The sequence below is a fragment of the Thermus oshimai DSM 12092 genome (assembly GCF_000373145.1).
GTDB lineage: Bacteria > Deinococcota > Deinococci > Deinococcales > Thermaceae > Thermus > Thermus oshimai.
This window is the reverse complement of record NZ_KB890619.1, coordinates 106,764-127,856: the sequence shown is the minus strand read 5'-3', so window position 1 is coordinate 127,856 and position 21,093 is coordinate 106,764. Positions and strand designations below refer to the sequence as shown.

Annotated in this window: 19 protein-coding genes and 1 CRISPR repeat array; of the genes, 7 read left to right on the top strand and 12 right to left on the bottom strand. The window is 69.6% G+C overall.

Annotated elements, in window-relative coordinates; translation table 11 throughout:
- Positions 1–882: a CRISPR direct-repeat array (repeat unit 29 nt; unit sequence GTAGTCCCCACGCCCGTGGGGATGGACCG).
- 18 nt (positions 883–900) lie between these two features.
- Entirely contained in the window at positions 901–1,407 is a 507-nt protein-coding gene (locus B043_RS0108075) for a glycerol-3-phosphate acyltransferase (protein ID WP_026234191.1), read from the top strand.
- Here the strand turns inward: B043_RS0108075 and coaE are convergent.
- Positions 1,349–1,975, bottom strand: coding sequence for a dephospho-CoA kinase (gene coaE / locus B043_RS0108070; protein ID WP_018461599.1), 627 nt, complete (start codon positions 1,973–1,975; stop codon positions 1,349–1,351). The two genes, B043_RS0108075 and coaE, sit on opposite strands and share 59 nt — an antisense overlap.
- Here coaE and B043_RS0108065 point away from each other — a divergent pair.
- Positions 1,949–3,229 (top strand): HD domain-containing protein, encoded by a 1,281-nt coding sequence (locus B043_RS0108065; RefSeq protein ID WP_018461598.1) that lies wholly within the window; start codon positions 1,949–1,951, stop codon positions 3,227–3,229. The two genes, coaE and B043_RS0108065, sit on opposite strands and share 27 nt — an antisense overlap.
- 5 nt (positions 3,230–3,234) lie before the next feature.
- Complete coding sequence (gene amrB, locus B043_RS0108060; protein WP_018461597.1) at positions 3,235–4,338, top strand: AmmeMemoRadiSam system protein B; 1,104 nt, start codon at positions 3,235–3,237, stop codon at positions 4,336–4,338.
- 39 nt (positions 4,339–4,377) lie between these two features.
- On the opposite strand, the gene rnr is transcribed toward amrB, so the two are convergent.
- The 11 genes from rnr to B043_RS0108005 form a co-directional block, all read right to left on the bottom strand.
- Positions 4,378–6,459 carry a ribonuclease R gene (gene rnr, locus B043_RS0108055; RefSeq protein ID WP_018461596.1) on the bottom strand — a complete coding sequence of 694 codons (2,082 nt, stop codon included), beginning with the start codon at positions 6,457–6,459 and terminating at the stop codon, positions 4,378–4,380.
- A gap of 1 nt (position 6,460) precedes the next feature.
- Entirely contained in the window at positions 6,461–7,699 is a 1,239-nt protein-coding gene (locus tag B043_RS0108050; RefSeq protein WP_018461595.1) for an aspartate aminotransferase family protein, read from the bottom strand.
- Positions 7,696–8,097 (bottom strand): acyl-CoA thioesterase, encoded by a 402-nt coding sequence (locus B043_RS0108045; protein WP_018461594.1) that lies wholly within the window; start codon positions 8,095–8,097, stop codon positions 7,696–7,698. The genes B043_RS0108050 and B043_RS0108045 overlap by 4 nt, the downstream gene beginning before the upstream one ends.
- Positions 8,085–8,363 (bottom strand): ribosome-binding factor A, encoded by a 279-nt coding sequence (locus B043_RS0108040; protein WP_016329168.1) that lies wholly within the window; start codon positions 8,361–8,363, stop codon positions 8,085–8,087. The genes B043_RS0108045 and B043_RS0108040 overlap by 13 nt, the downstream gene beginning before the upstream one ends.
- A 30-nt stretch (positions 8,364–8,393) precedes the next feature.
- Positions 8,394–9,563: a phosphoglycerate kinase gene (locus B043_RS0108035; protein ID WP_018461593.1), complete on the bottom strand. Its 1,170-nt coding sequence runs from the start codon at positions 9,561–9,563 to the stop codon at positions 8,394–8,396.
- Positions 9,564–10,559 carry a type I glyceraldehyde-3-phosphate dehydrogenase gene (gene gap, locus B043_RS0108030; protein WP_018461592.1) on the bottom strand — a complete coding sequence of 332 codons (996 nt, stop codon included), beginning with the start codon at positions 10,557–10,559 and terminating at the stop codon, positions 9,564–9,566.
- Positions 10,560–10,660: 101 nt separating this feature from the next.
- Positions 10,661–11,920 (bottom strand): MFS transporter, encoded by a 1,260-nt coding sequence (locus tag B043_RS0108025; RefSeq protein WP_018461591.1) that lies wholly within the window; start codon positions 11,918–11,920, stop codon positions 10,661–10,663.
- Entirely contained in the window at positions 11,917–12,732 is an 816-nt protein-coding gene (locus B043_RS0108020) for a carbohydrate deacetylase (RefSeq protein WP_018461590.1), read from the bottom strand. The genes B043_RS0108025 and B043_RS0108020 overlap by 4 nt, the downstream gene beginning before the upstream one ends.
- A complete protein-coding gene (locus B043_RS0108015; RefSeq protein ID WP_026234190.1) occupies positions 12,726–14,759 on the bottom strand; it encodes a glycoside hydrolase family 2 TIM barrel-domain containing protein in 2,034 nt (677 codons plus the stop codon). The genes B043_RS0108020 and B043_RS0108015 overlap by 7 nt, the downstream gene beginning before the upstream one ends.
- Positions 14,756–17,104, bottom strand: a complete 2,349-nt coding sequence (locus tag B043_RS0108010) for a glycoside hydrolase family 31 protein (RefSeq protein ID WP_038036990.1) — start codon at positions 17,102–17,104, stop codon at positions 14,756–14,758. Before B043_RS0108010 ends, B043_RS0108015 begins: the two co-directional genes overlap by 4 nt.
- Positions 17,105–17,242: 138 nt before the next feature.
- Positions 17,243–18,112, bottom strand: coding sequence for a DUF1028 domain-containing protein (locus B043_RS0108005; protein ID WP_018461587.1), 870 nt, complete (start codon positions 18,110–18,112; stop codon positions 17,243–17,245).
- A gap of 82 nt (positions 18,113–18,194) precedes the next feature.
- Here B043_RS0108005 and B043_RS0108000 point away from each other — a divergent pair, with 82 nt between their 5' ends.
- From B043_RS0108000 to B043_RS0107985, 4 genes are read left to right on the top strand one after another with little or no spacing between them, the layout of a single operon-like run.
- Positions 18,195–18,803, top strand: a complete 609-nt coding sequence (locus tag B043_RS0108000; RefSeq protein ID WP_018461586.1) for a biotin transporter BioY — start codon at positions 18,195–18,197, stop codon at positions 18,801–18,803.
- On the top strand, positions 18,800–19,516 hold the full coding sequence (locus B043_RS0107995) for a carbon-nitrogen hydrolase family protein (RefSeq protein ID WP_018461585.1): 717 nt from the start codon (positions 18,800–18,802) through the stop codon (positions 19,514–19,516). Before B043_RS0108000 ends, B043_RS0107995 begins: the two co-directional genes overlap by 4 nt.
- 5 nt (positions 19,517–19,521) lie before the next feature.
- The gene (smpB, locus tag B043_RS0107990; RefSeq protein ID WP_016329162.1) at positions 19,522–19,956 is read left to right on the top strand and encodes an SsrA-binding protein SmpB; all 435 of its coding nucleotides are present in this window, start codon (positions 19,522–19,524) and stop codon (positions 19,954–19,956) included.
- Positions 19,953–21,092 carry an N-acetylmuramoyl-L-alanine amidase family protein gene (locus B043_RS0107985; protein WP_018461584.1) on the top strand — a complete coding sequence of 380 codons (1,140 nt, stop codon included), beginning with the start codon at positions 19,953–19,955 and terminating at the stop codon, positions 21,090–21,092. The genes smpB and B043_RS0107985 overlap by 4 nt, the downstream gene beginning before the upstream one ends.
- The last annotated feature ends 1 nt before the right edge of the window (position 21,093 follow it).

Below are 21,093 nucleotides of genomic sequence, written 5' to 3'. Positions count from 1 at the left end.
GTAGTCCCCACGCCCGTGGGGATGGACCGGTGAACACCTACCAGGAGCCTCGGGGCTGGCTGTAGTCCCCACGCCCGTGGGGATGGACCGTACCCCATGGCTACCTGGTCACGAGCCGCACCGTAGTCCCCACGCCCGTGGGGATGGACCGGCGGTACTGCTGTGCCCCCCGAACACCCCCGCGTAGTCCCCACGCCCGTGGGGATGGACCGGTTCTGGCCCAGGATGGCGGTGGTCAGGGCGAGTAGTCCCCACGCCCGTGGGGATGGACCGGCCAAGGCCAAGGCTGAAGCCAAGCCCAAGCCGTAGTCCCCACGCCCGTGGGGATGGACCGGTTGTGCCAGGTGTTACCTGGCACAACCTGGCGTAGTCCCCACGCCCGTGGGGATGGACCGCGGGGAGGCTGGGGTAGGGGGTAGTCCAGTAGGTAGTCCCCACGCCCGTGGGGATGGACCGCTGGCCAGCACCTCTAACCCGCTGGAGGTGGTGTAGTCCCCACGCCCGTGGGGATGGACCGGAGAGGGAGCGGCAGCGGCGGGAGAAGAAGCGTAGTCCCCACGCCCGTGGGGATGGACCGGATTCCAATGAAAACCCGTGGGGGCTCCCGCGTAGTCCCCACGCCCGTGGGGATGGACCGGCCGTCCCCAGGCGCTCGTGGGCCGGGACCAGGTAGTCCCCACGCCCGTGGGGATGGACCGGTCGCTCCAGCGGGCCCTGGATAGTCAACTACGTAGTCCCCACGCCCGTGGGGATGGACCGCGTCCTCGTGTTCATGGTCCTCCTCCACGCCAGTAGTCCCCACGCCCGTGGGGATGGACCCCAAAAAACCAGCCGTGTGGCGGAAGGGTCCCCCGTAGTCCCCACGCCCGTGGGGATGGACCGTGTGATATCCTCCTCCCCGTGGCGCTGGCGCTTTTGGTGGGCTACGCCTTGGGAAGCCTCCCCTTCGCCTACTGGTTCGCCGGGCTCAGGGGGGTAGGGCCCGAGGGGCTTAGCCCCTTTCCCCGCCTCCTGGTGCTCCTTTTGGAGCTGGGCAAGGGCCTTTCCGCGGTGGCCTTGGGGGAGTTTCTCGCCCAAAACCCCCTGGGCGGGCTCCTGGGGGGGGTGGGAGCCTCCTGGGGCCAGGCCTTCTCCCCTTGGCTCCTCCTGGGGCAGGCGGGGGGCGTGGCCCCGGTTCTGGGGGTCCTTTTCGCCGTGGACCCCAGGCTTCTCCTGGGTCCTGGCCTCATCTTCCTGGGCCTCTGGGCCTGGACGAGGCGCAGGGAGCCCGCCCTTCTTGGGGCCTCCTTAAGCCTTCCCCTTTTCGCCGGGCTCTTCTGGGAAGGGCTTGGGGTGGGGTTTGGGCTCCTTACCGCCCTTCCCTGGCTCCTTCGGCTTTGGCCTCTATGGCGCGCAGGATCGCCCTGAGGTTTTCCTCAAGCTCCTCGAGGCCCCCCCGGTTCTCCAAGACCCAGTCCGCCCTCCCCGCCTTCTCCTCCTCCGGCATCTGGGCCCGCTCCCGGGCCAACACCTCCTCCCGGGAAAGCCCCGAGCGGGCCATGACCCGCTCCAGGCGGAGTTCCAGAGGGGCTTTCACCAGCAAAACCCCGTCCAGCCGCCCTTCCCAGCCCTTTTCAAAAAGAAGGGGGATTTCCAGAAAAACCACCCGCTCCCCCTCTAGCCCCTTCAGTTCCTCCTCCAAAAGGCGGCGGATCTCGGGGTGGAGGAGGGCTTCCAGCGCCTTCAGGCGCTCAGGGTCGGAGAACACCAGGCGGCCCAGGGCGCGGGTGTCCAGCTCCTCCCCCCGGAAGGCCTCGGGGAAGAGGCGCTTGAGCTCTTCTTTTTTGTTCTCCCGAGCCCTTCTCGCGAGCTCGTCCGCGTCCACCACCTTGTAGCCCCAGGCCCTAAGGAGGCGGGCCACGGTGCTCTTGCCGCTCCCGATGTTCCCCGTGAGGCCGATAATGAAGGGGTGCTTCGCCCGCTTTCTCCGCTCCACTTCCCCTTTTATACCCCCAAGGGGGCCATCCCCGTGGGGGGGGCCCTGCGGGACCTCCTCCTGGGGCGGCGCCCCAAGGACCTGGACTTCCTAGCGGAAGACCCCCTGAGGGCGGCGGAGGAGGCCCAGGCGGCCCTTTCGGGAAGCCTCTTCCCGCTGGACGAGGAAAGGGGGCAGTACCGGGTGGTGGCGGGGGGGTACACCCTGGACTTCGCGCCCCTGGAGGGGGGCCTCGAGGACGACCTCTTACGCCGGGACTACCGCCTAAACGCCCTGGCGCTCCTTAGGGGTAGGGTCTTTGGCCTACGGGGGGTGGAGGAGGACCTGAGGAGAAGGGTCCTGGTGCCCGTGCGGGAGGAAAACCTCTACGGGGACCACCTGCGAAGCCTTAGGGCTGTGCGCCTTGCCGCCAGCCTGAGCCTCGGGCTCCCCAAGGCCACGCGGGCGGCCCTGAGGCGGCACGCGGCCTTTCTCCAGGGAAACCCCCACCTCCTCCCCGCCCGGGAGCGGGTGCGGGAGGAGCTCACCCGGCTTCTCCTCTCCCCCAGGGCGGCTTTTGGGCTTGGGGTCTTGGCGGAGGTGGGCCTTTTGGAGGTGTACCTTCCCGAGCTGGCCTTCCTGGTGGGCCTGGAGCAGGGCGGGGTGCACCACCTGGACGCCTGGCGGCATACGCTTTCGGTCCTCTTCCACCTCCTTTGGCTCTGGCCGGAGGCCCCTCTCTCCGCGCGGCTCGCCGCCCTCTACCACGACGCAGGCAAGCCCCTCACCCGCCGTTTTGACCCCAAGGTGGGGCGCTTCCGCTTCCTGGGCCACGCGGAGGTGGGGGCGGAGGTGGCCCGGGCCGCCTTGGGCTTTCTGGGCTTTTCCAAGGAAGCGGTGGAGGAGGCGGCGGGGCTCATACGCCGGCACATGGACCGCCCCCCCGAGGAGAAAAAAGCCCTAAGGCGCTTTTACTTCCGCCGCCAGGCCCTCCTCCCCGCCCTCCCCTACCTGCAGGCCGCAGACCGCCTGGGGGCCAAGAAGGTGGCGGAGGAGGCCTGGGCCCTCCTTTGGGCCTACCAGGAGGCCCTGAAGACCCCCCTTCCCCAAAAGCCCCTCCTCTCCGGGGAGGAGGTCATGGCCCTTTTGGGCCTGAAGCCGGGGCCAGAGGTGGGGCGGGCCCTGGAGGCCCTCCTCGAGGCCCAGGCCCTGGGGGAGGTGGAAACCCGGGCCGAGGCGGAGGCCTTCCTCCTCGCCCGCTTCGCGCTAGGCTAAGGGGCATGAGGCTTTGCCTAAACCCACCCCAGGTGGTCCCTACGGAAGGGGGGTTTCTGCTCCTGGACCCCTACGGGGTTTTTCCGGAGCCCGTCTTTGTCACGGAGGGGGGGCTTTACCTCCTGAGGCTCCTCGAGGGGAAGACCCTGGAGGAGGTCCAGACCGAACTCCTAAAGCAGGGGGTCCTCCTCCCCAAGGAGGAGCTGGAAGGGTTCGTCAAGGCCCTAGAAGGCGCAGGCCTCCTCCTCACGGAGGAGGTGGAACGGAGGCTCAAGGAGGCGGAGGAGGAGCTCAAGCGCGAGCGCCCCATGCGCCTGGCGGGCCGCTCCTACCCCGAGGAAGGAGAGGCCGCCCGGGCCTTCCTGAGGGCCTTCCGGGCCAGCTTCCCCGGGGAAGGGCGAAGGGCCGAGGTCCTCCTCATGCCCCACCTGGAGCCCTCCCGGGTCCCCGAGGCCTACGGGGCGGCCCTGGCGAGCCTGGAGAAGACCCCGCCCCCCGAAAGGATTTACCTCCTCGGGGTGGCCCACCGGCCCCTCAAGGAGAAGGCCGCGGCCCTCCCCGTGCCCTTCGCCACCCCCTTCGGCCCCGCCGAGCCCGACCTAGAAGCCCTCCAGGCCCTGGACGCCCTCCTGCCTTTTGAGCTCTTCAACACCCCTTTAGCCTTCCGGGAGGAACACAGCCTGGAGCTTCCCCTCTTCTTCTTGAAAGGGGTCTACCCCGAGGCCAAGCTCCTCCCCCTTCTCATCGGGGAGCGGAGCCCCGAGCTCGGGGAGGCCCTTAGGGTGCTCATGGGGGAGTTCCCGGGCCTTTTGGTGCTGGCGGTGGACCTCTCCCACGTGGGGCCCCGCTTCGGGGACCGGCCCTTAGACCCCGCCCTGGCGGAGGCCGCCCGGGAAAAGGACCTGGGCTTCCTGGAGAGGCTCGCCCGGGGGGAGGCGGAAGGGGCCCTGGCCCACCTGGGGAGGAACCCCACCCGCATTGACGCGGTGGAGGTGGCGGCCACCCTCCTCCCCCTCCTAGAGGGGCGGCAGGGGGCGGTCCTGGCCTACCGGCTGGACCTCGAGGCCCCCACCCTAAGCGCCGTGGGGGCGGGGACCGTAGCCTTCTAGGAACCCCACCCAAGCTTGCGCTTCGGCGGGGGCCCTGGGTTACCTCCGCCGGGCTCGGGCGGACCCCGCCTTGGCCTTCTTTGGGGCCTCCTCGCGGTAGGGCAGGAGGTCTATTTGCCGCAGGCGGGGGTTGGCCCCGGCAATGACCACCTCCATGGGGTCCCCCAGGCGGATGCGCGCGCCCTTGGGCCCGAGGAGGGCCAGGGCCTCCTCGCTGTAGGTGAAGGGCCCTAAGGCCTCGAGGCGCACCAGCCCCTCCACCCCATTGGGCAGGCTCACGAAGGCCCCGAAGGAGGCCACCCCCGTGACCCGGCCCGAGAAGCGCTCCCCCACGTGGAGCTCGGCCCACTTGGCCATGTAGTACTTGGTGAGCTCCCGTTCCGCGGCCTCCGCCTTCCTTTCCATCTCCGAGGCGTGCTCGGCCACCTGGGGGAAGGTTTCCAGCCAGCGCGCCTTCTTGGCCGGGGTGAGGGTGCGGCGGAGGAGGGCCTTCAGGACCCGGTGGACCACGAGATCGGGGTAGCGGCGGATGGGGCTCGTGAAGTGCAGGTAGTGGGCCATGGCCAGGCCGAAGTGGCCCAGGTTCTCCGCGGCGTAGCGGGCAAGCCTAAGGGAGCGCAGGACCAGGTTGGCCACCACGGGCTCCTCGGGGCGGCCCTTGGCCTCCAGGAGCACCCGCTGGAGGGCCTTGCCCTCCACCTCCTCCGGCAGGGTGTAGCCGAGCCTTTGAAGGGCGGTCCTTAAGCGGCCGTAGGCCTCCTCCAAGGGCTCCTCGTGCACCCGAAAGAGCCCGGGGAGCCCCTTTTTCACCAGGTGCTCGGCCACGGCCCGGTTGGCAAGGAGCATGAGCTCCTCAATGAGGCTCCGGGCCTTGGGCTCCTGCTGGGGGATGAGGTGGAGCTCCCCCCCCTCCCCCACCTCCACCTTCACCTCGGGGAAGCTGAAGTCCAGGGCCCCCTCCTCCAGCCGCCTCTGCCGGAGCCTTTGGGTGAGGTGGAGGAAATGCCTTAGGTCCTCCGCCAAGAAAGCGTGCTCCTCAGGGAGGCCAAAGCCTTCCGCAAAGGCCTCCACCTCGGTGTAGGTGAGGCGGGCCACGCTGCGGATGACCCCTTCCGCGAAGCGCACCCGCTTCACCTTCAGGTCCTTGTCCAGGTGGAAGAGGACGGAAAGCACCAACCGGTCCTCCCCCGGGACCAAGGAGCAGACCCCGTTGGAAAGCCTTTCCGGGAGCATGGGGAGGACCCGGCCCGGGAGGTAGACGCTGGTCCCCCTCAGGAAGGCCTCCCGGTCCAGGGGGCTTCCCTCCTTCACGTAGTGGGAGACGTCGGCGATGTGGACCCCGATGCGGTAGCCGTCGGGAAGGACCTCGATGTGGATGGCGTCGTCAAAGTCCTTGGCGTCCACCCCGTCTATGGTGAAGACCCTGAGCGCGCGGAAGTCCTCCCGCCGCCTTAGCTCCGCCTCGGGGATGGCAAGGGGAATGGCCTCCGCCTCCTTTAAGACCTCCTCGGGGAACTCCGCCCGGAGGCCGTACTTGGCGATGACGGCCTCGGTTTCCGTCTCGGGGCTATCCCCCTCCCCCAGGTACTCCAAAAACTCCCCGTAGGGCCTTCTCTCGTAGTGGACCTGGACCACGATGCGGCTCCCCCGCTTGAGGCCGTGGAGCCCCTCGGGGTGGAGCTTGAGCTCGGGCAGGCCCGGCTCGTCGGGGATGAGGACGGCGTACCCCCTTCGGAAGTCCAGGGTGCCCACCAGGCGCTCCCGGGCCCGCCTAAGAACCCGTTCCACCACCCCCCAGGGGCGGCCGTCCCGCCCAGGGGGCATGACCCGGGCCTCCACCACATCCCCCGGCCAGGCCTCCCCCGTGTACCCCGGGGGGATGAAGAGGTCCTTCTCCCCAAGGCGCACGAAGCCGTACCCGTCCCGGTGGATCTGGATGGGCCCCTGGACGCGGTTTGGAAGGTAGTAGAGGCTCCCCTTCTTCTCCAGAAGCCCTTTGCGCACCAAGGCCTTGAGGTAGGCCTTGGCCTCGGCCTTGGGGATCCCCAGGCGGCGGAAGACCTCTTCCAGCCGGTGGGGCCGTCCCGTCCTTTTGAAAAACTCCAGTAAGGTTTCTTCCATCCTATAAGAGCCCTTCCAGGGCTTTTTCCGTGGCCTTGAGGCTTTCCTCCAGGGCGGAAAGGGCCTCGTCCACGTGTTCCTTGCCGATGATGAGGGGGGGCTCGAGGCGCACCACCTTGGGGTTGTTGAGCCCGAAGGCGGTGAGAACCCCCCTTTCGGCCAGCTCCGCCACCACCAGGGCCCCGATGTCCGCGTCCTGGAACTCCACCCCCAGCATGAGCCCCCGGCCCCGCACCTCGGCGATGAGGTGGGGGAAGGCCTCGGCCAAGCCCTTAAGCCCCTCCATCAGGTAAGCCCCCACCTCCAGGGCCCGCTGGGGCAGGTTTTCCTCCAGGGTGACCTCGATGGCCGCCAGGGCCGCCGCCGCGGCCAGGGGGTTGCCGCCGAAGGTGGAGGAGTGGTAGAGGGGGTTTTCCTTGAAGACCGAGAACACCTCAGGCCGCCCCACGCAGGCCCCGATGGGCATCACCCCACCCCCTAGGGCCTTGGCGCTGGTGAGGAGGTCCGGGGCGACCGCTTCCCATTCTACACCCCAAAGCTTCCCCGTGCGGCCTAGGCCGGTCTGCACCTCGTCAGCGATCATCAGGGCGCCCCACCTCCGGGTGAGCTCCCGCACGCCCCTCAGGTACCCTTCCGGGGGCACCCGGATCCCCCCTTCCCCCTGGACGGGCTCCACGATCACCGCGGCCACGGTCTCGTCCATGGCCTCTTCCAGGGCCTTAAGGTCCCCGTAGGGCACCACCCGCACCCCGGGAAGGAGGGGCTTGGCCGGGTCCTGGTACTGGGGCCTGGGGGTGAGGGAAAGCGCCCCCATGGTCTTCCCGTGGAACCCCCCCTCGGTGGTCACCAGGGTGGGGCGGCCCGTGTGGGCCCGGGCGAGCTTGATGGCCGCCTCCACCGCCTCCGCCCCGGAGTTGCCGAAGAAGACCATCTCCAGGCCCTCGGGGGTGATCTCCGCGAGCTTGGCGGCGAGCCTGGCGGTGGGCTCGGAGACCAGGACCCGCACGGACATGGGCATGCGGTCCAGCTGGCGCTTCACCGCCTCCACCACCTTGGGGTGGCGGTGGCCCAGGTTCAGGGTGCCGTAGAGGCCCAGGAAGTCCAGGTAGCGCTTCCCCGTGGTATCCCAGACGTAGGGCCCTTCCGCGTGGGACTCCACCCGGTCCAGGCCCGTGAAGCGGAGAAGGCCCGCAAGGCCAGGGTTCACGTGCCGCTCAAAAAGGGTGAAGGCATCGGTCATGGGCCCATTGTATAGGGCCTGAGGCGCTGTAGGATGGCCTCGGGGATGCGGGCGGCCCGCCCCTCCACCTGGCAGAGGTGGCGGGTGAAGCCTTCGGCAAGGAGTCCCTTGGGCCCCTCCACCCGGTAGGCGAAGCGGAGGGCGCGGGAGGAGAGCTCCGCCAGGCGGGTGCGCACGAGGACCTCCTCCCCAAAGCGGGCGGGGGCGCGGAAGGTGAGGCCAAGCTCCACCACGGGGAAGAAGACCCCCCTCGCCTCCACCTCGTGGTAGGGCAGGCCCACCCCCTCCAGGAAGTCCACCCGGGCGGCCTCGAGGTAGACCGCGTAGACCGAGTGGTGGACCACCCCCATCTGGTCGGTTTCCGCGTAGCGGACCTTGATGCGGGTCAGGTGCTCCATGGGCGGAACTCCAGGCGGGGAAGGTGGCGCAGGCGCACGCGGCGGGCCAGGGCGGACTGCAGGCGGGAAGAGAGGCGCGCCAAGGCCTTAAGGGCCTCCCCCGCCTCCCCGAAGGCCTCCACGTAGACCGTGAGGAGGCGGCCGTCCGGGGAAAGCTCCACCCCCTCCACGGTGAGGAGGAAAAGCCGGGGGTCATCCAACCCCCGGATCTCCTCGGCCAGGGCCCGCTTCAGTTGGGATTCCAGGTGGGCCCTTCCATGCCCCATGCCCTTAGCTTACCCCGTTTTGGGGCAGGCCTACTCCAGGGCCTCAATCCCCGGCAGGGTCCCCTTCTCCAAAAACTCCAGGCTGGCCCCGCCCCCGGTGGACACGTGGCTGAAGCGGTCCTTAAGGCCTAGGCGGTTCACCGCGGCCACCGAGTCCCCGCCCCCCACCACGGTGAAGGCCCCCTGGAGCTCCGAAAGGGCCCGGCCCACCTCGAGGGTCCCCTCGTCAAAGGGGGGCACCTCAAAGACCCCCATGGGCCCGTTCCAGAAGGCGGTCTTGACCCCGGAAAGGGCCTCGCGGAAAAGGGCCCGGGTCTTGGGGCCGATGTCTAAGCCCATGTAGGGGATGGGGATGGCGTCCGCGGGGAAGACCTGGGTCTCCACCCCGGCCTCTATCCTTTGGGCGGCCACCACGTCCACGGGGAGGTAGACCTTCACCCCCAAGGCCTCGGCCCGGGAAAGGAGGTCCTTAGCGAGCCCCAGGCGGTCCTCCTCCACCAGGCTCTTCCCCACCTCGCCCCCCAAGGCCTTAAGGAAGGTGAAGGCCATGGCCCCCCCGATGAGGAGGCGGTCCACCTTGGGAAGGAGGCTTTCCAAGACCCCGATCTTGTCGGAGACCTTGGCCCCCCCGATGACCACCGCGTAGGGCTTCTCGGGGTCTTGGAGAAGGCGGGAAAGGGCCTTCACCTCCCTCTCCAGGAGGAAGCCCGCGTAGGAGGGGAGGAGCCTCGCCACCCCCACCACGCTGGCGTGGGCCCGGTGGGCGCTCCCGAAGGCGTCCAGCACGAAGGCCTCCCCAAGGCGGGCGTAGCGGGCGGCAAGCCCGGGGTCGTTCTTCTCCTCCCCCGACTCAAAGCGGACGTTCTCCAAAAGGGCCACCTCCCCCGCCTTTAGCCCCTCCACCGCCCTAAAGGCCTCCTCCGAGCCGGGAGGGTGGGGGACGAAGCGCACCCCGGGGAGGTGCCGGGCCAGGGCCTCGGCCACGGGGCCCAAGGAGTACTTGGGGTCCGGCCCCTTGGGGCGGCCCAGGTGGGAGAGGAGGACCAAGGAGGCCCCCCCTTCCAGGAGGTGGCGCAGGGTGGGGAGGCTTTCCAGGATCCGGGTTTCGTCCTGGACCACCCCTCCTTGGATGGGCACGTTGTAGTCCACCCGCACCAGGACCCGCTTGCCCTTAGGGTCTAGGTCCCGCAGGGTGCGCATCTAGACCCCCTTCTTGAGGACCAGCTCCACCAGGTCGGCCACCCGGTTGGCGTAGCCCCACTCGTTGTCGTACCAGGCGAAGACCTTCACCAGGTTGCCCAGGGCCTTGGTGAGCTTGCCGTCCACGATGGAGGAGTGGGGGTCCATGACGATGTCCTGCAGGACGATCTCGTCCTCGGTGTAGGCCAGGATGCCCTTCAAGGGCCCCTCCGCCGCGGCCTTGAGGGCGGCGTTCACCTCCTCCGCGGTCACCTCCCGCTTGAGGAGGGCGGTGATGTCGGAGATGCTCCCCGTGGCCGTGGGGACCCTGAGGGCGGTGCCGTCAAAGCGCCCCTTGAGGCTGGGAAGGACCAGGGCCGTGGCCTTGGCCGCCCCGGTGGTGGTGGGGATGATGTTGATCGCCGCGGCCCGGGCCCGGCGCAGGTCCTTATGGGGCAGGTCCAGGACCCGCTGGTCGTTGGTGTAGGAGTGGACGGTGGTCATGAGGGCCCGCTCCACCCCAAAGGCCTCCTCCAGGACCTTCATCACCGGGGCCAGGGAGTTGGTGGTGCAGGAGGCGTTGGAGAGGATGTGGTGCGTTTGGGGGTCATACTGCTCGTGGTTTACGCCGAGGACGATGGTGACGTCCTCCCCCTTGGCGGGGGCGGTGATGATGACCTTCTTGGCGCCGGCCTCGAGGTGGGCCTTGGCCTTCTCCGCGTCGGTGAAGACCCCGGTGGACTCCACCACCACGCTCACCCCCGCCTCCCGCCAGGGGATCTCCTTGGGGTCCTTCACCGCCGTGGCCCGGATGGCCTTGCCGTCCACGTAGAGGTTCTGGTCGTCGTAGCCCACCTCCCCGGGGAAGCGGCGGTAAATGGAATCGTACTTGAGAAGGTGGGCCAGGGTCTTGTTGTCCGTGAGGTCGTTGATCAGGGCCACCTCCACGCCCCGAGCGTGGAGGATGCGGAAGACCTGACGCCCGATGCGGCCGAATCCGTTGATGCCTACCTTCATAGCGTTCCTCCTTCCGCCCCCAAAGGGGCCTTAGGGGGCATTCTACCCCTTATGGGGAAAGGGAAAGCCATAAGGAAGGATGGGGGTGGGGATAAGCCCCTCTAGGGGTGGGCTTCGGGAAAGGAGCGGGCCAGGAAAAAGGCCAGCGCCCCGGCCAGAAAGGGCGGCACGCTCAGGAAAAAGCGGAAGGCTTCATCCGGGCGGGGGCCAGGGTGCTCCCCGCTCACATACCCGAAGAGCAGGGCCAGGAGGGCGAAGGTCAATCCCTGCAAAGGTCCAGAAAGCCGCCCGATGAACCCGTTCACGCTGAAGTAAACCCCCTCCCGCCGGGTGCCGGTGGCCTCCGCATCCCGGTCAATGATGCCGGCGATGATCACATCCCCCAGGACCAGGACCCCGCTCAGCCCCAGGGCTACCCCTGCCCCGGCGAGAAGGGCCTGGGGCAGGGTGTGGGGCAGGTAGAGGAGAAGGCTGGCCAGGGCCAGCACCCCGATGGCCGCCATCCAGGCCCGCTTGCTCCCCCAGGCCACAGCCCACCGCGCCCAAAGGGTCACGAGGGGCACGGCCAGGAGGAAGGTGGCCCCGAAGAGCAAGGACGCGGCCTCCGGTCCTAGACCCAGGCTGTAGCGCACGTAAAAGGGGATCCCCGCCCCCAAAGTGCCCAGGACGAACTGCAAGAGGGCGTTGGCCAGGGCAAAGATCCAAAAGGCCCGGTTGGTCAGGGTGTAGCGAAAGGCTTCCAGAAACCCCACGGCAGGGGTTTTCTGAGCCTCAGGGTCCTCCCGGCACCCTAGGAAGGACACCAGGGCCAGGATCCCCCCAAGCCCCGCGTAAAGGAGGGCCGTGAGGGCAAAACCGATGCGGTCAAAAAGCAAAGGGGAAAAGGCCAGGCTCACGATAAGCCCCACCATCTGGAAGCCCTGCCGGAAGGCGTTGGCCCGGGCCCGCTCCGCCAGGGTGCGGAAGAGTTCGGGAAAGAGGGCCATATAGTTGACCCAAAGAAGGGCAGAGAAGGTTTCAAAGAACAGGAGGGCCAGCAAGCAGTACCAGAACAGGGCCGGCCCCCGGAAAACCTCAGGCACGGCAAAGGTCAAGACAAAGGCCAGCAGCAAGAAAGGAAGCCCCCCGATGAGCCAGGGGCGACGGCGGCCCCAGGGGGTGCGGGTGCGGTCGGAGAGGTAGCCAAACATAGGGTCGTTCACCGCGTCCCAGAGGGAGTACACCGTGCGGGCCAAGGCAAAAGCCCCCACCGCCAGCCCTAAAACATCCACGTAGTAATAGGCAAAGAAGGTGCCAAAGGTCTGGGACGGGAGGATGAGGCCCAAAGTGCCCAGGGCGTAACGCCAAGGAGGGGTCTTCACCGCCCCCTCCGCCAGGCCTCCCCCACCGTCCGCCAGGTGAGGGGGACAAACTCCTCCAGCACCCTCTTCACCTCTGGGTCCCGAAGGAGGGCCAGATCGGCCGACCGGCCCTCCCCATCGGGCAAGGCCGCGTTCTCCGGGGTGGGCAGGGCCGCGTGGTGGATGAGCTGGTACACCCCCGGTCCCAAAGCAGCCAAACGCTCCACCAGCCAGGCTTTCCGCTCCGCGGGCGGCACCCCGTACCCGTCCAGCACCCAGACTTTGGGGAAAGGGGCCCGTTCCAGGAGGCGCTTGAGTTCCGGGAGGAAAAGGGGCGGGGGGCCAAGCTCCTCCAGGTTTTCCGGAAGAAGGGGGGGCAGGCCGTGCCGCTCGGCCAGACGCAGGTACACCTCGGCCAGCTCCGGGCGCAACACCGCCCCCATGTGGGCGTCCAGGTGGGTGGGGTCCAGGCCCCAGGCCCGGGCTAGGCGCACCTGGGCCTCCAGCTCCTCCTCCACCTCCCCGGGGTCCAGGTGGGTCCAGGCGGCCTCGAGGGTGGGCCAGAAATGGCCGGTGGGGTCCCGTAGGCTCTTCCCCGGCGTTAGGGGCCGGAGACGGGGCGCGGGCAACTCGCTGGTCAGGGTGAGGTGAACCCCCAGGTCCGCCCCCCTAAGCCCCACCCCCCACCCCCCTGGGACCATGACCGAGCCGGTAGGAAAGCCCAGCGCCCGGTAAGCCTCCGTCTGAGCGTGGGTTAGGCCTAGGTCGTCGTGGTGGAGGAGCAGGACCCGCTTGCCCGAAAGGCCCAGCGCCTCCCAAACGTTCCTTACCATGCCGTCCCCCTTTCATGGATGGGCTCGAGGTATTCCACCGCCACCACCGTACGGGACCAGAGCCGCTCCCCCTCCCACGCCTCCCCCAGCAAACGGTAGGGCCCTGGGGGCAGTTGGCGGAGGGCCTGGACCACGGGCAGGAAGCCCGCCTGGACCTCCGCGGGGGCCTCCCAGAGCTCCATCAGGTGGAAAACCCGCTGCACCTCTCCCGGGCCCAGGACCACCCGCCCCTCCCAAAGGGCCAGGTTTTGCGGGCCCTCCAGGCGCAAGCGGATCTCCAGCTCCACCGCCCGCTCCAAGTCGGAGACCAGCCAGACCTCCATGAGCGGAGGCCCCCCCACCTCCAGCCGCTCCCGGTAGGGCACCAGGGAGAGGAGGACGGGGCTGCTCGCCTCCCGGAGGGCGAAAAAGCCTTTCTTGGGCACCCGGTCCACGTCCAAAACCGCCCAGGTGATGCCCTCCCAGGGCTCCACGAACATGAACTGGAAGTACCCCACCACCTCCCCCTTGGCCCGGCGGTAGGCGTGGATGGCGAACCGGAGGAGCTCGGCCTGGTAGGCCTGGGAGGCCTCCACGAAGGCCTCGAGGCTCTCCCCCATCCCCACCCCCGCCACCCGGAAGGTCTCGTGGGGCTGGAAGTTGTGGTAGGCCCAGACCCGCCAGTCCGGGGGCCAGGCGGCCTCCCCCAAGACCCGCCTTAAGAGCTCCGCCCGGGGCAGGGCCTGGGCCCCAAACTCCGAGGGAAGGGGCTTTCCGGGCAGGGCCAGGAAGTCCCGCAGGTGGCCCCAGTACCAGCCGGGGTAAGGGTGTTCGCGGAAGTCCGAGGCCTCCTTCACCGGCCGGGTGGGGTCGGCCGCCCGGAGCTCGGCGGCCACGAGAGGAGCCAGGGTCTTGCGGTTGTGGGCGGGCTCGTTGTGGGCGCACCAGAGGTAGATGGAGGGATGCGCCCCCAGGAGGTCCACCATGGCCCGGGCCTGGCGGAGGGCCTCCCGCAAGAAGGCCTCGTCCTCGGCGTAGCCCCACTGGAGGGGAAAATCCTGCCAGACCAGGACCCCTTCCCGGTCGCAGGCCCGGTAGAAGGCAGGGTGGGTCACGTGGGCGTGAACCCGGACCGCGTTGAGGTTGGCCTCCTTGAGGAGGGCCACATCCCGGGTGGCGGCCCCCTCCCCGTAGGCCGCAAGCCACTGGGTGGGGATGATGTTGGTCCCCCGGAGGAAAAGCCGCCGCCCGTTTAGGAGAAGCCAGCCCTCCCCATCCAGGGCCACGGTGCGGAACCCCAGGGGGACGGAGAGGCTGGCCCCGAGGAGCCTGGCCTCGAGGCGAAACAGGTGGGGAAACCCCCGCTCCCACACCTCCCATAGGGGCATCTCCGGCAGGTCCCAAAGGAGGCGGTAGGTCCGCCTTCCCGGCTCCAGGGCCAAGGGGGCCTCCCGGTTCAGGGCCTCCCCGGGAAAGTTCTCCGGCACCAGGCGAAGCTCGGCCTTCCCATCCAGGGCCCTCAAGGCGTCCACCTCGAGCTCCACGAGAAGCCGCCAGCCCCCGGGCCTGGGGCTTAGGCGGTGACGGAGGGCCAGGAGGGCCGCCTCGGGCCGGAAGAGGACCTCCACCCCACCCCAAAGCCCTCCCGTCCCCCGCTCCTGGCCCCTTTCCGTGGTTCCCCCGGGGCGGCAGTCGTGCTGGCCGAAAATACCCTTCACCTGCCGCTTGAACCGGGGCCAGCCGGGGTCCTTGGGGGCCGCCACCCGGAGAAGGAGCTCCTCGCCTGGGGGAAGCTCCAAGAGCCAGGGTTCAAAATACCCCTCGTGCCGCCCCAGGTAGGCCCCCTCCAGCCAGGCCTCCTTAGAGTAATCCCCCAGGACCCTGATGAAGCGCCGCCCCTCCCCCTGGGGCACCTGGAGGCGGTACCAGCCCGCCTCGGCCTCCACGCCCTCCAGGCTCCACTGGTGGGGTAGCGCCACTTCCCGCCAGCCCACCCCTGGAAGCTCCCCAGGTCGCCCCGCTCCATGGGCCAAAAAATGCGCCCTCATCCCTTCACCTCCAACCGGGCCTCCCGAAAAGGAGGAAGGCGAAGCCGCCCCTCCCTCGCCCCGTACCAGCGCCCCTCCACCCAGGCGCCGAGAAGCTCTTTCCCGTGAAGCCGGACCCCAAGCCCCTCCCAGGGCCAGGGGTAGGCCCCTTCCTCTGCCCAGAGCAGGCGACCCCCTTCCAGGCGAAACCGGTCCAGCCGGAAAGGCCCCTCCCCTTCCCCCTCGTCCCAGTAGAGGAGGCCCTCGGCCCGGCCTTCTCGGTCGGGGTAAAGGTGCAGGGTGAGGCCCTCCCCCTCCAACAGGGGCAGGGCGGCGCCGCCCCAAACGAAAAGGGGAATCCTGTCCAAGGGGGCTTCAGCCTGGACCTCCCCCGGGCCTTCCAGGAGGCGGTCCGTCCAGAACTCGTACCAGGGCCCGCGAGGCAGGGGCACGGAGCGCCCCCTCACCCCCTCCTCCAGCACCGGGGCCACCAGGAGGGCCTCCCCCAGGAGGAAGGCGTCCTCGGCCTCCGCGCTGGGGTCCAGGAAGAAGAGGGGCCGGACGGGGGGCAGGCCGGTCTGGGAGGCCTCCCAGGCGAGGGTGTAGAGGTAGGGTAAAAGGGCCTGGCGCAGTTCCAAAAAACGCCGGACCACCGAGAGCACCGGTTCGCCAAAACGCCAGGGTTCCCGCCTGGGGGTGGTGATGGCGGAGTGGACGCGGAAGAAGGGCATGAAAGCACCCACCTGGAACCAGCGCAGGAAGAGTTCGGAAGAGGGGTGGCCGCTGAAACCCCCGATGTCCGAACCCGTGTAGGGCACCCCGGAAAGTCCAAGCCCGAGCACGATGCCCACCGTGCGCCTCAGGGCGGGCCAGGAGCTCTCCACATCCCCCGTCCAGTTCCAGGCGTAGCGGGCAAGCCCGGCCCAGCCCGAACGGGAAAAGAGGAAAGGCCGCGCCGTTTCCCCCTTCAGGGCCTCGTAGGTGGCCCGGGCCATGAGAAGGCCGTAGAGGTTATGGGCCAGGCGGTGGTCCCCCTCCTCCCCCTCGAGGGCGTGCCGCGTGGGAAGGGGGAAGGTGGGATCCCCCCAGGCGGCGAAGGCCGCGGGCTCGTTCATGTCCAGCCAGAACCCCCCCACCCCCAGGCGCCAAAGTGTTTGGACCCACCGCCCCCACCAGGCCCGGGCCCTGGGGTGGGTGAAGTCGGGAAAGGCGCACCACCCCGGCCAAACGGGGGCCTTGAGAAGCGCCCCCCCAGGTAGGGTGCAGAACACCCCCTCCCTAAGGCCCTCCTCGTAAGGGGGAAACCCCTTTTCCGCCTTCACCCCGGGGTCCAGGATGAGCACCGTACGCACCCCCTTGGCCCGGAGGTCGGCAACAAGCTCCTCCAGATGGGGAAAGCGGTCCCGGTCCACGGTGAAGACCCGGTGGCCCTCCATGTAGTCGATGTCCAGGTGCAGGGCAGAAAGGGGCAGGCCCCGGGCCAAAAACCCCTCGGCCACCTCCCTCACCTCCTCCTCGGTGGAAAGCCCCCAGCGGGCGTAGTGGAACCCCAGGGCGAACCGCGGGGGCAAGGGGGGCCGGCCCACAAGGGCGGTGTAGGCCGAGAGGGCCTCCTTTGGGTCCCCGGGGAAGAGGTGGTAGCGGAGGGCGCCCCCCATAAAGGTCCAGAGGGCCTCCTCCGGTTGGGAGAGGTCCACCAGGGCCTCGTGGGGGTTCTCGTAGAAGACCAGGTGCCCGCCCTCAGGCCCCTGAGAGAGAAGGACAGGGATGGTGAGGTAAAGGGGACCCTCCTCGGGGCCATAGCTTCCCCCCACATCCCGGTTCCAGAGGCGGTAGGCCCGCCCCCTCCGGTCCAAAGGGGCCGCCACGGAGCCCAGGCCATAAAGCCTCTCCCCCGGGGCCAAGGCCACCCGGTGCCGCCAGGCCTCCTTCCGCCTCTCGGGCAGGGCCTCGCGCCGGAAAACCCGCCCCGCCCTGAGGAAACGGAGGCCCTCCGGCCCCACCTCCAGTCGCACCCCCTGGGCCTCCAAGGCGAAGCGCCCCTCCCGCTCTTCCCTTAGGGGCTCTATGGGGGAAAGCTCGGGGTTCCAATAGGAAGGCGGCAGGCGGCCCGGGCTCCAGGTGAGGCGGAGGCCCCAGGGGAAGAGGAGGGCCTCGAGCTCGGCCTCGGGGAAGCGGAACCGGGCCCCGCCGGGAAGGGCCTCCATGGCCAGGGGAGGTCCCACAGGGCGCCAGGGGCCCTTAGGGGGAGGGAGGCGCCGGTTCCAGGCGTCGCGCACCAAGGCATAAAGGAGGGCCCGCCGCGCCCCCGCGGAGCCGATGTACCGCAAGGAAAGAAGGGCCCTTTGCCAGGGGTGCTCAGCCATGGGCCCACCCCCTCCAAGCCCTAAGGCATCCTTGTCCATCCGGTTTATCCTGGGGTTTTTCCATAGGCCTTTTCCCTAGGGTAACCCCCTAGCCCATCCGCCGCAAGGGGCCACCCCAGGGAGGGCGGGCCGGAAAGCTCAGGCTCCGGCCAAGCGCGCCCTAAGGTGGGCCAGGATCCCCTCATCCAGCTCAGGGCCCCCGGCGTAGCGCTCCTCCAGGTTCTCCACCCCGAGGAAGGCCCTGAGGGCGGCCTCCGTGGCCTCGTCCCAAGTCCCCGTGGCCTCTCCCCCATAGTAGCCCGCCCGCCTTAGGGCCTCCTGGAGCCAGCGGATCTCCTCGGGGGTCAAGGGGCGCTTCTCCTTGGGCCGGGAGAAGAGAAGGCGGTGAAGGTCAAGGAGGCGGAAGAGCTCGGGCACGGGGTCGGGGTGGTCGTCCACCCGCAGGTCCACGTAGCGGTCGCTAAAGCCCCCATACCCCTTCCCCGCGCCCACCACCAAAAGGGCCGCGGACTGGCGCCCGCGCCGGTCCCCCCCCGCCCGGTCCCCGGCGAGGAGGGCTTCCACGAGCCTTTCGGGCAAGGGGAGGTCTTCCTTAAGGAGGAAGGTCTCCACCATGGCCTCCACCACCTCGGGGCCCGTCAGGAGGTTCCCCTGGGCGGCGAAGCCCGGTCCGGCCCGCCCTCCGGCCCAGGGGTGGCAGGCCTCCCCGGTGAAGGTGAGGCTCTCCCCGCTCATGGCCACCAGGCCGAACTGCCTCAAGGGGAGGTCCCGGTCCGTGCGGCGGAAGGCCTCGAGGACCGCCTCGGGGCTACCCCCGGCCTCGAGGATGGCCAGGGCCCTGGGCCCGTAGGTGGTGTTGGCGTAGGACTGGGTGGCCACCGCCCCCACCCCGGCCCGGGCGTAGGGCACCACCGCCCCCACCGCCAGGAACTTGCTGGCCACGGCCACGCCCAGGTCCCCCGTCCTGGGGTCCTGGGCCACCAGGGAAAAGGTGGCGACGGGCTCCATCCCTCCAGCCTACACCTTGACCCGTAAACCCTTTACCTATAGCTTGGTTGACGAACCCGAAGGGGTTCGGAAAGGAGACGGTATGAAGGAAACCCAAGCCCTGCCCTACCTACCCCTGGCCAAGGCCCTCTGGCCGGGGAGGACCCTGGGACGCGACCTGAGCCTCGTCCTGGCGGGAAGCCTCTTCGTGGCCCTCCTGGCCCAGGTGAGCGTCCCCCTCCCCTTCACCCCGGTGCCCATCACCGGCCAGACCCTGGGGATCCTCCTGGTGGGGGCCGCCCTGGGGAGCCGGCTCGGCTTCCTGGCCCTTCTCGCCTACCTCCTGGAAGGGGCCATGGGCCTGCCCGTCTTCGCGGGGGGCGCGGGGGGCCTGGCCAAGATCCTGGGGCCCACGGGGGGCTTCCTCCTGGCCTTCCCCCTGGCCGCGGGGCTGGTGGGGCTCTTGGTGGAGCGCCTGGGCCTGGACCGGAGCTTCCCCGGCACCCTCCTCGCCATGCTCCTGGGGAACGCCCTCCTCTACCTGGTGGGCCTTCCCTGGCTTTGGGCCTGGCTTATGGGGGCGGGGAAGGCGGTGGGGCTTTCCGGGCTTCTCGCCCTGGGGCTTTTCCCCTTCATCCCCGGGGACCTGGTGAAGGCCATCCTGGCCGCGGCCCTGCTCCCCTCCGCCTGGCGCTATCTGGGGCGTAGGTGACCCTGGCCCTTTTGCACCTCGCCCCCCGGGAGGACCCCTGGGCTACCTTGAGGGCCGTGCGGGCCTACGCCCTCGAGGCCCAGGCCCGGGGGGCCTCCCTCCTCCTCCTACCCGAGCTCCTCTTCGGGAAGACGCCGGTCCTGGGGTTGGAGGAGGCCCTAAAGGAGCTGGCCGCGGAGGCCGGGCTCCTCCTCCTCGCGGGGTACATGGCGGAGGAAGGCCGAAGGCGCAAGAACCGCCTCGCGGCCTTCCCGGAAGGCCCCTCCTACGACAAGGTCCACCCCTACCTGGCGGAAGGGGAGGAGGGGGACGAGGGCGTGACCCCCGGGGAGGGGCCGGTCCTCCTCCGGGCGGGCATGGTGTTTGGCCTCGCCCTCTGCTACGACCTGGACTTCCCCGAGCTCTTCCGGGCCTACGCCCTAGGGGGGACGGAGGGGTTTTTGGTGGGGGCGGCCTGGCCCGGGGCCTACCGGGAGCTCATGACCGTCCTCGCCCGGGCCCGGGCGGCGGAGAACCAGGCCTACCTCCTCCTGGCGAGCCGCGAGGACACGGGAAGCCCCTCCCTGGCCGTGGGCCCGGATGGGCGCCTCCTTAGGGTGCGGGAAGAGGAAGGCCTGCTCCTCTTCAGCCCCGACCTCGAGTTCCAGCGGGCCTACCGGGCCAAGTACCCCCTCCTCCGGCACCGCCGGGAGGAGGCCTATCGGGTAAGATAGGCCCCGTGCGGCCTACGCTGGAGAACCGTCGCGCCCGCCACGACTACGAGATCCTGGAAACCTACGAGGCCGGGATCGTCCTCAAGGGGACGGAGGTCAAGTCCCTCCGCCAGGGCAAGGTGGACTTCACGGGGAGCTTCGCCCGCTTTGAAAACGGCGAGCTCTTCCTGGAAAACCTCTACATCGCCCCTTACGAGAAGGGCTCCTACACCAACGTGGACCCCAGGCGCAGGAGGAAACTCCTCCTCCACAAGCACGAACTCCGGCGCCTCCTAGGAAAGGTGGAGCAAAAAGGGCTCACCCTGGTGCCCCTGAAGATCTACTTCAACGAGCGGGGCTACGCCAAGGTCCTCCTGGGCCTGGCCCGGGGCAAGAAGGCCTACGAGAAGAAGGCGGACGACAAGAAAATGGCCGTGCGCCGCGCCCTGGAGGAGCTATGAGGAGCTGGGTCGTCCTTTTCCTTTTGGGGTTGGCCCTGGCCCAGGCCCCCAAGCCCCTGAAGGTGGGGGCCCTCACGGGGGAGGCCCTCTACCCGGGGGGGCGGGGGGTATCCTACGGGGAAGCGGGGCTTTTGGCCCGGGGGCTGGGCCTGGCCCTCTGGCAGGGAAAGGACCAGGTGGCCCTGGGCCTGGGGGCCCGCTACAAGGCCTTCCCCCTGCTGGACAAGGAGGCCGAGGCGGCGGCCAGGGGGGCCGCCTGGCGGCAGGGGGAGAAGGTCTACGTGCCCTTGCGCCCCCTGGCCGAGGCCCTGGGCCTCCAGTACCGGGCCCAGGAAGGGGTCTTCCTCACCCTCCCCTGGGCGGCCTACCTGGGGGCGGAGGGGGAAAACCCCCGGGTCTTCCGCTTTGACCGGGAGGTGAACGCGGTGGTGCGCCCCGAGGGGGTTCTCTTCCTCTTGGCGAGAGGCGAAGGGCCCGGGCTGGAACAGGAGGCCTTGGGCCTTTTCCTCCCCCTTCCCACCCCCCCCGACCGGGTCTACTACCCGGGCGGGGGGCGGGTGGTCCTGGCCTGGGGGCGCGCAAGCCCTAAGCCCACCGTCCTCCTGGACCCCGGGCACGGAGGGGAGGACGCGGGGGTGGAGGCGGGGGGGCTTAGGGAAAAGGACCTCACCCTGGACCTGGCCCGGAGGACCGCGGCCCTTCTCCCCGGGGCCCAGCTCACCCGCACGGGGGACCAGACCCTGAGCCTTGGGGAAAGGCTGGCCCTGGCGGAGCGGGCCTCGGTGGTGGTCTCCTTCCACGCGGCCCAGGGCGCAGGGATCGCCCTCTACCTGCCCAAGGACCGCCCCTCACCCCTCGCGAGGAGCGCGGAAGGGCTCCTAGCAACCTCCCCCCCCGACCGGGCCCGCCTCCTCAAGGTCTACGCGGGCAGCCCCGAGCGGCTGGCCCAGGCTCTCGAGGCCGCCTTCGCCAAGCGGGGCCTGGTGGTGGCCCGGGCGGAAGGCCCCTACGCCCTCACCCGGGTGAGCGGGGCCGCGGTCCTCCTGGAGGTGGGCCTGGAGCGGCTGAAGACCCCCGAGGCCCGGGCCCAGGTGGCCCAGGCGGTGGCCGAGGCCATCCGGGCCTACTTGGAGTGAA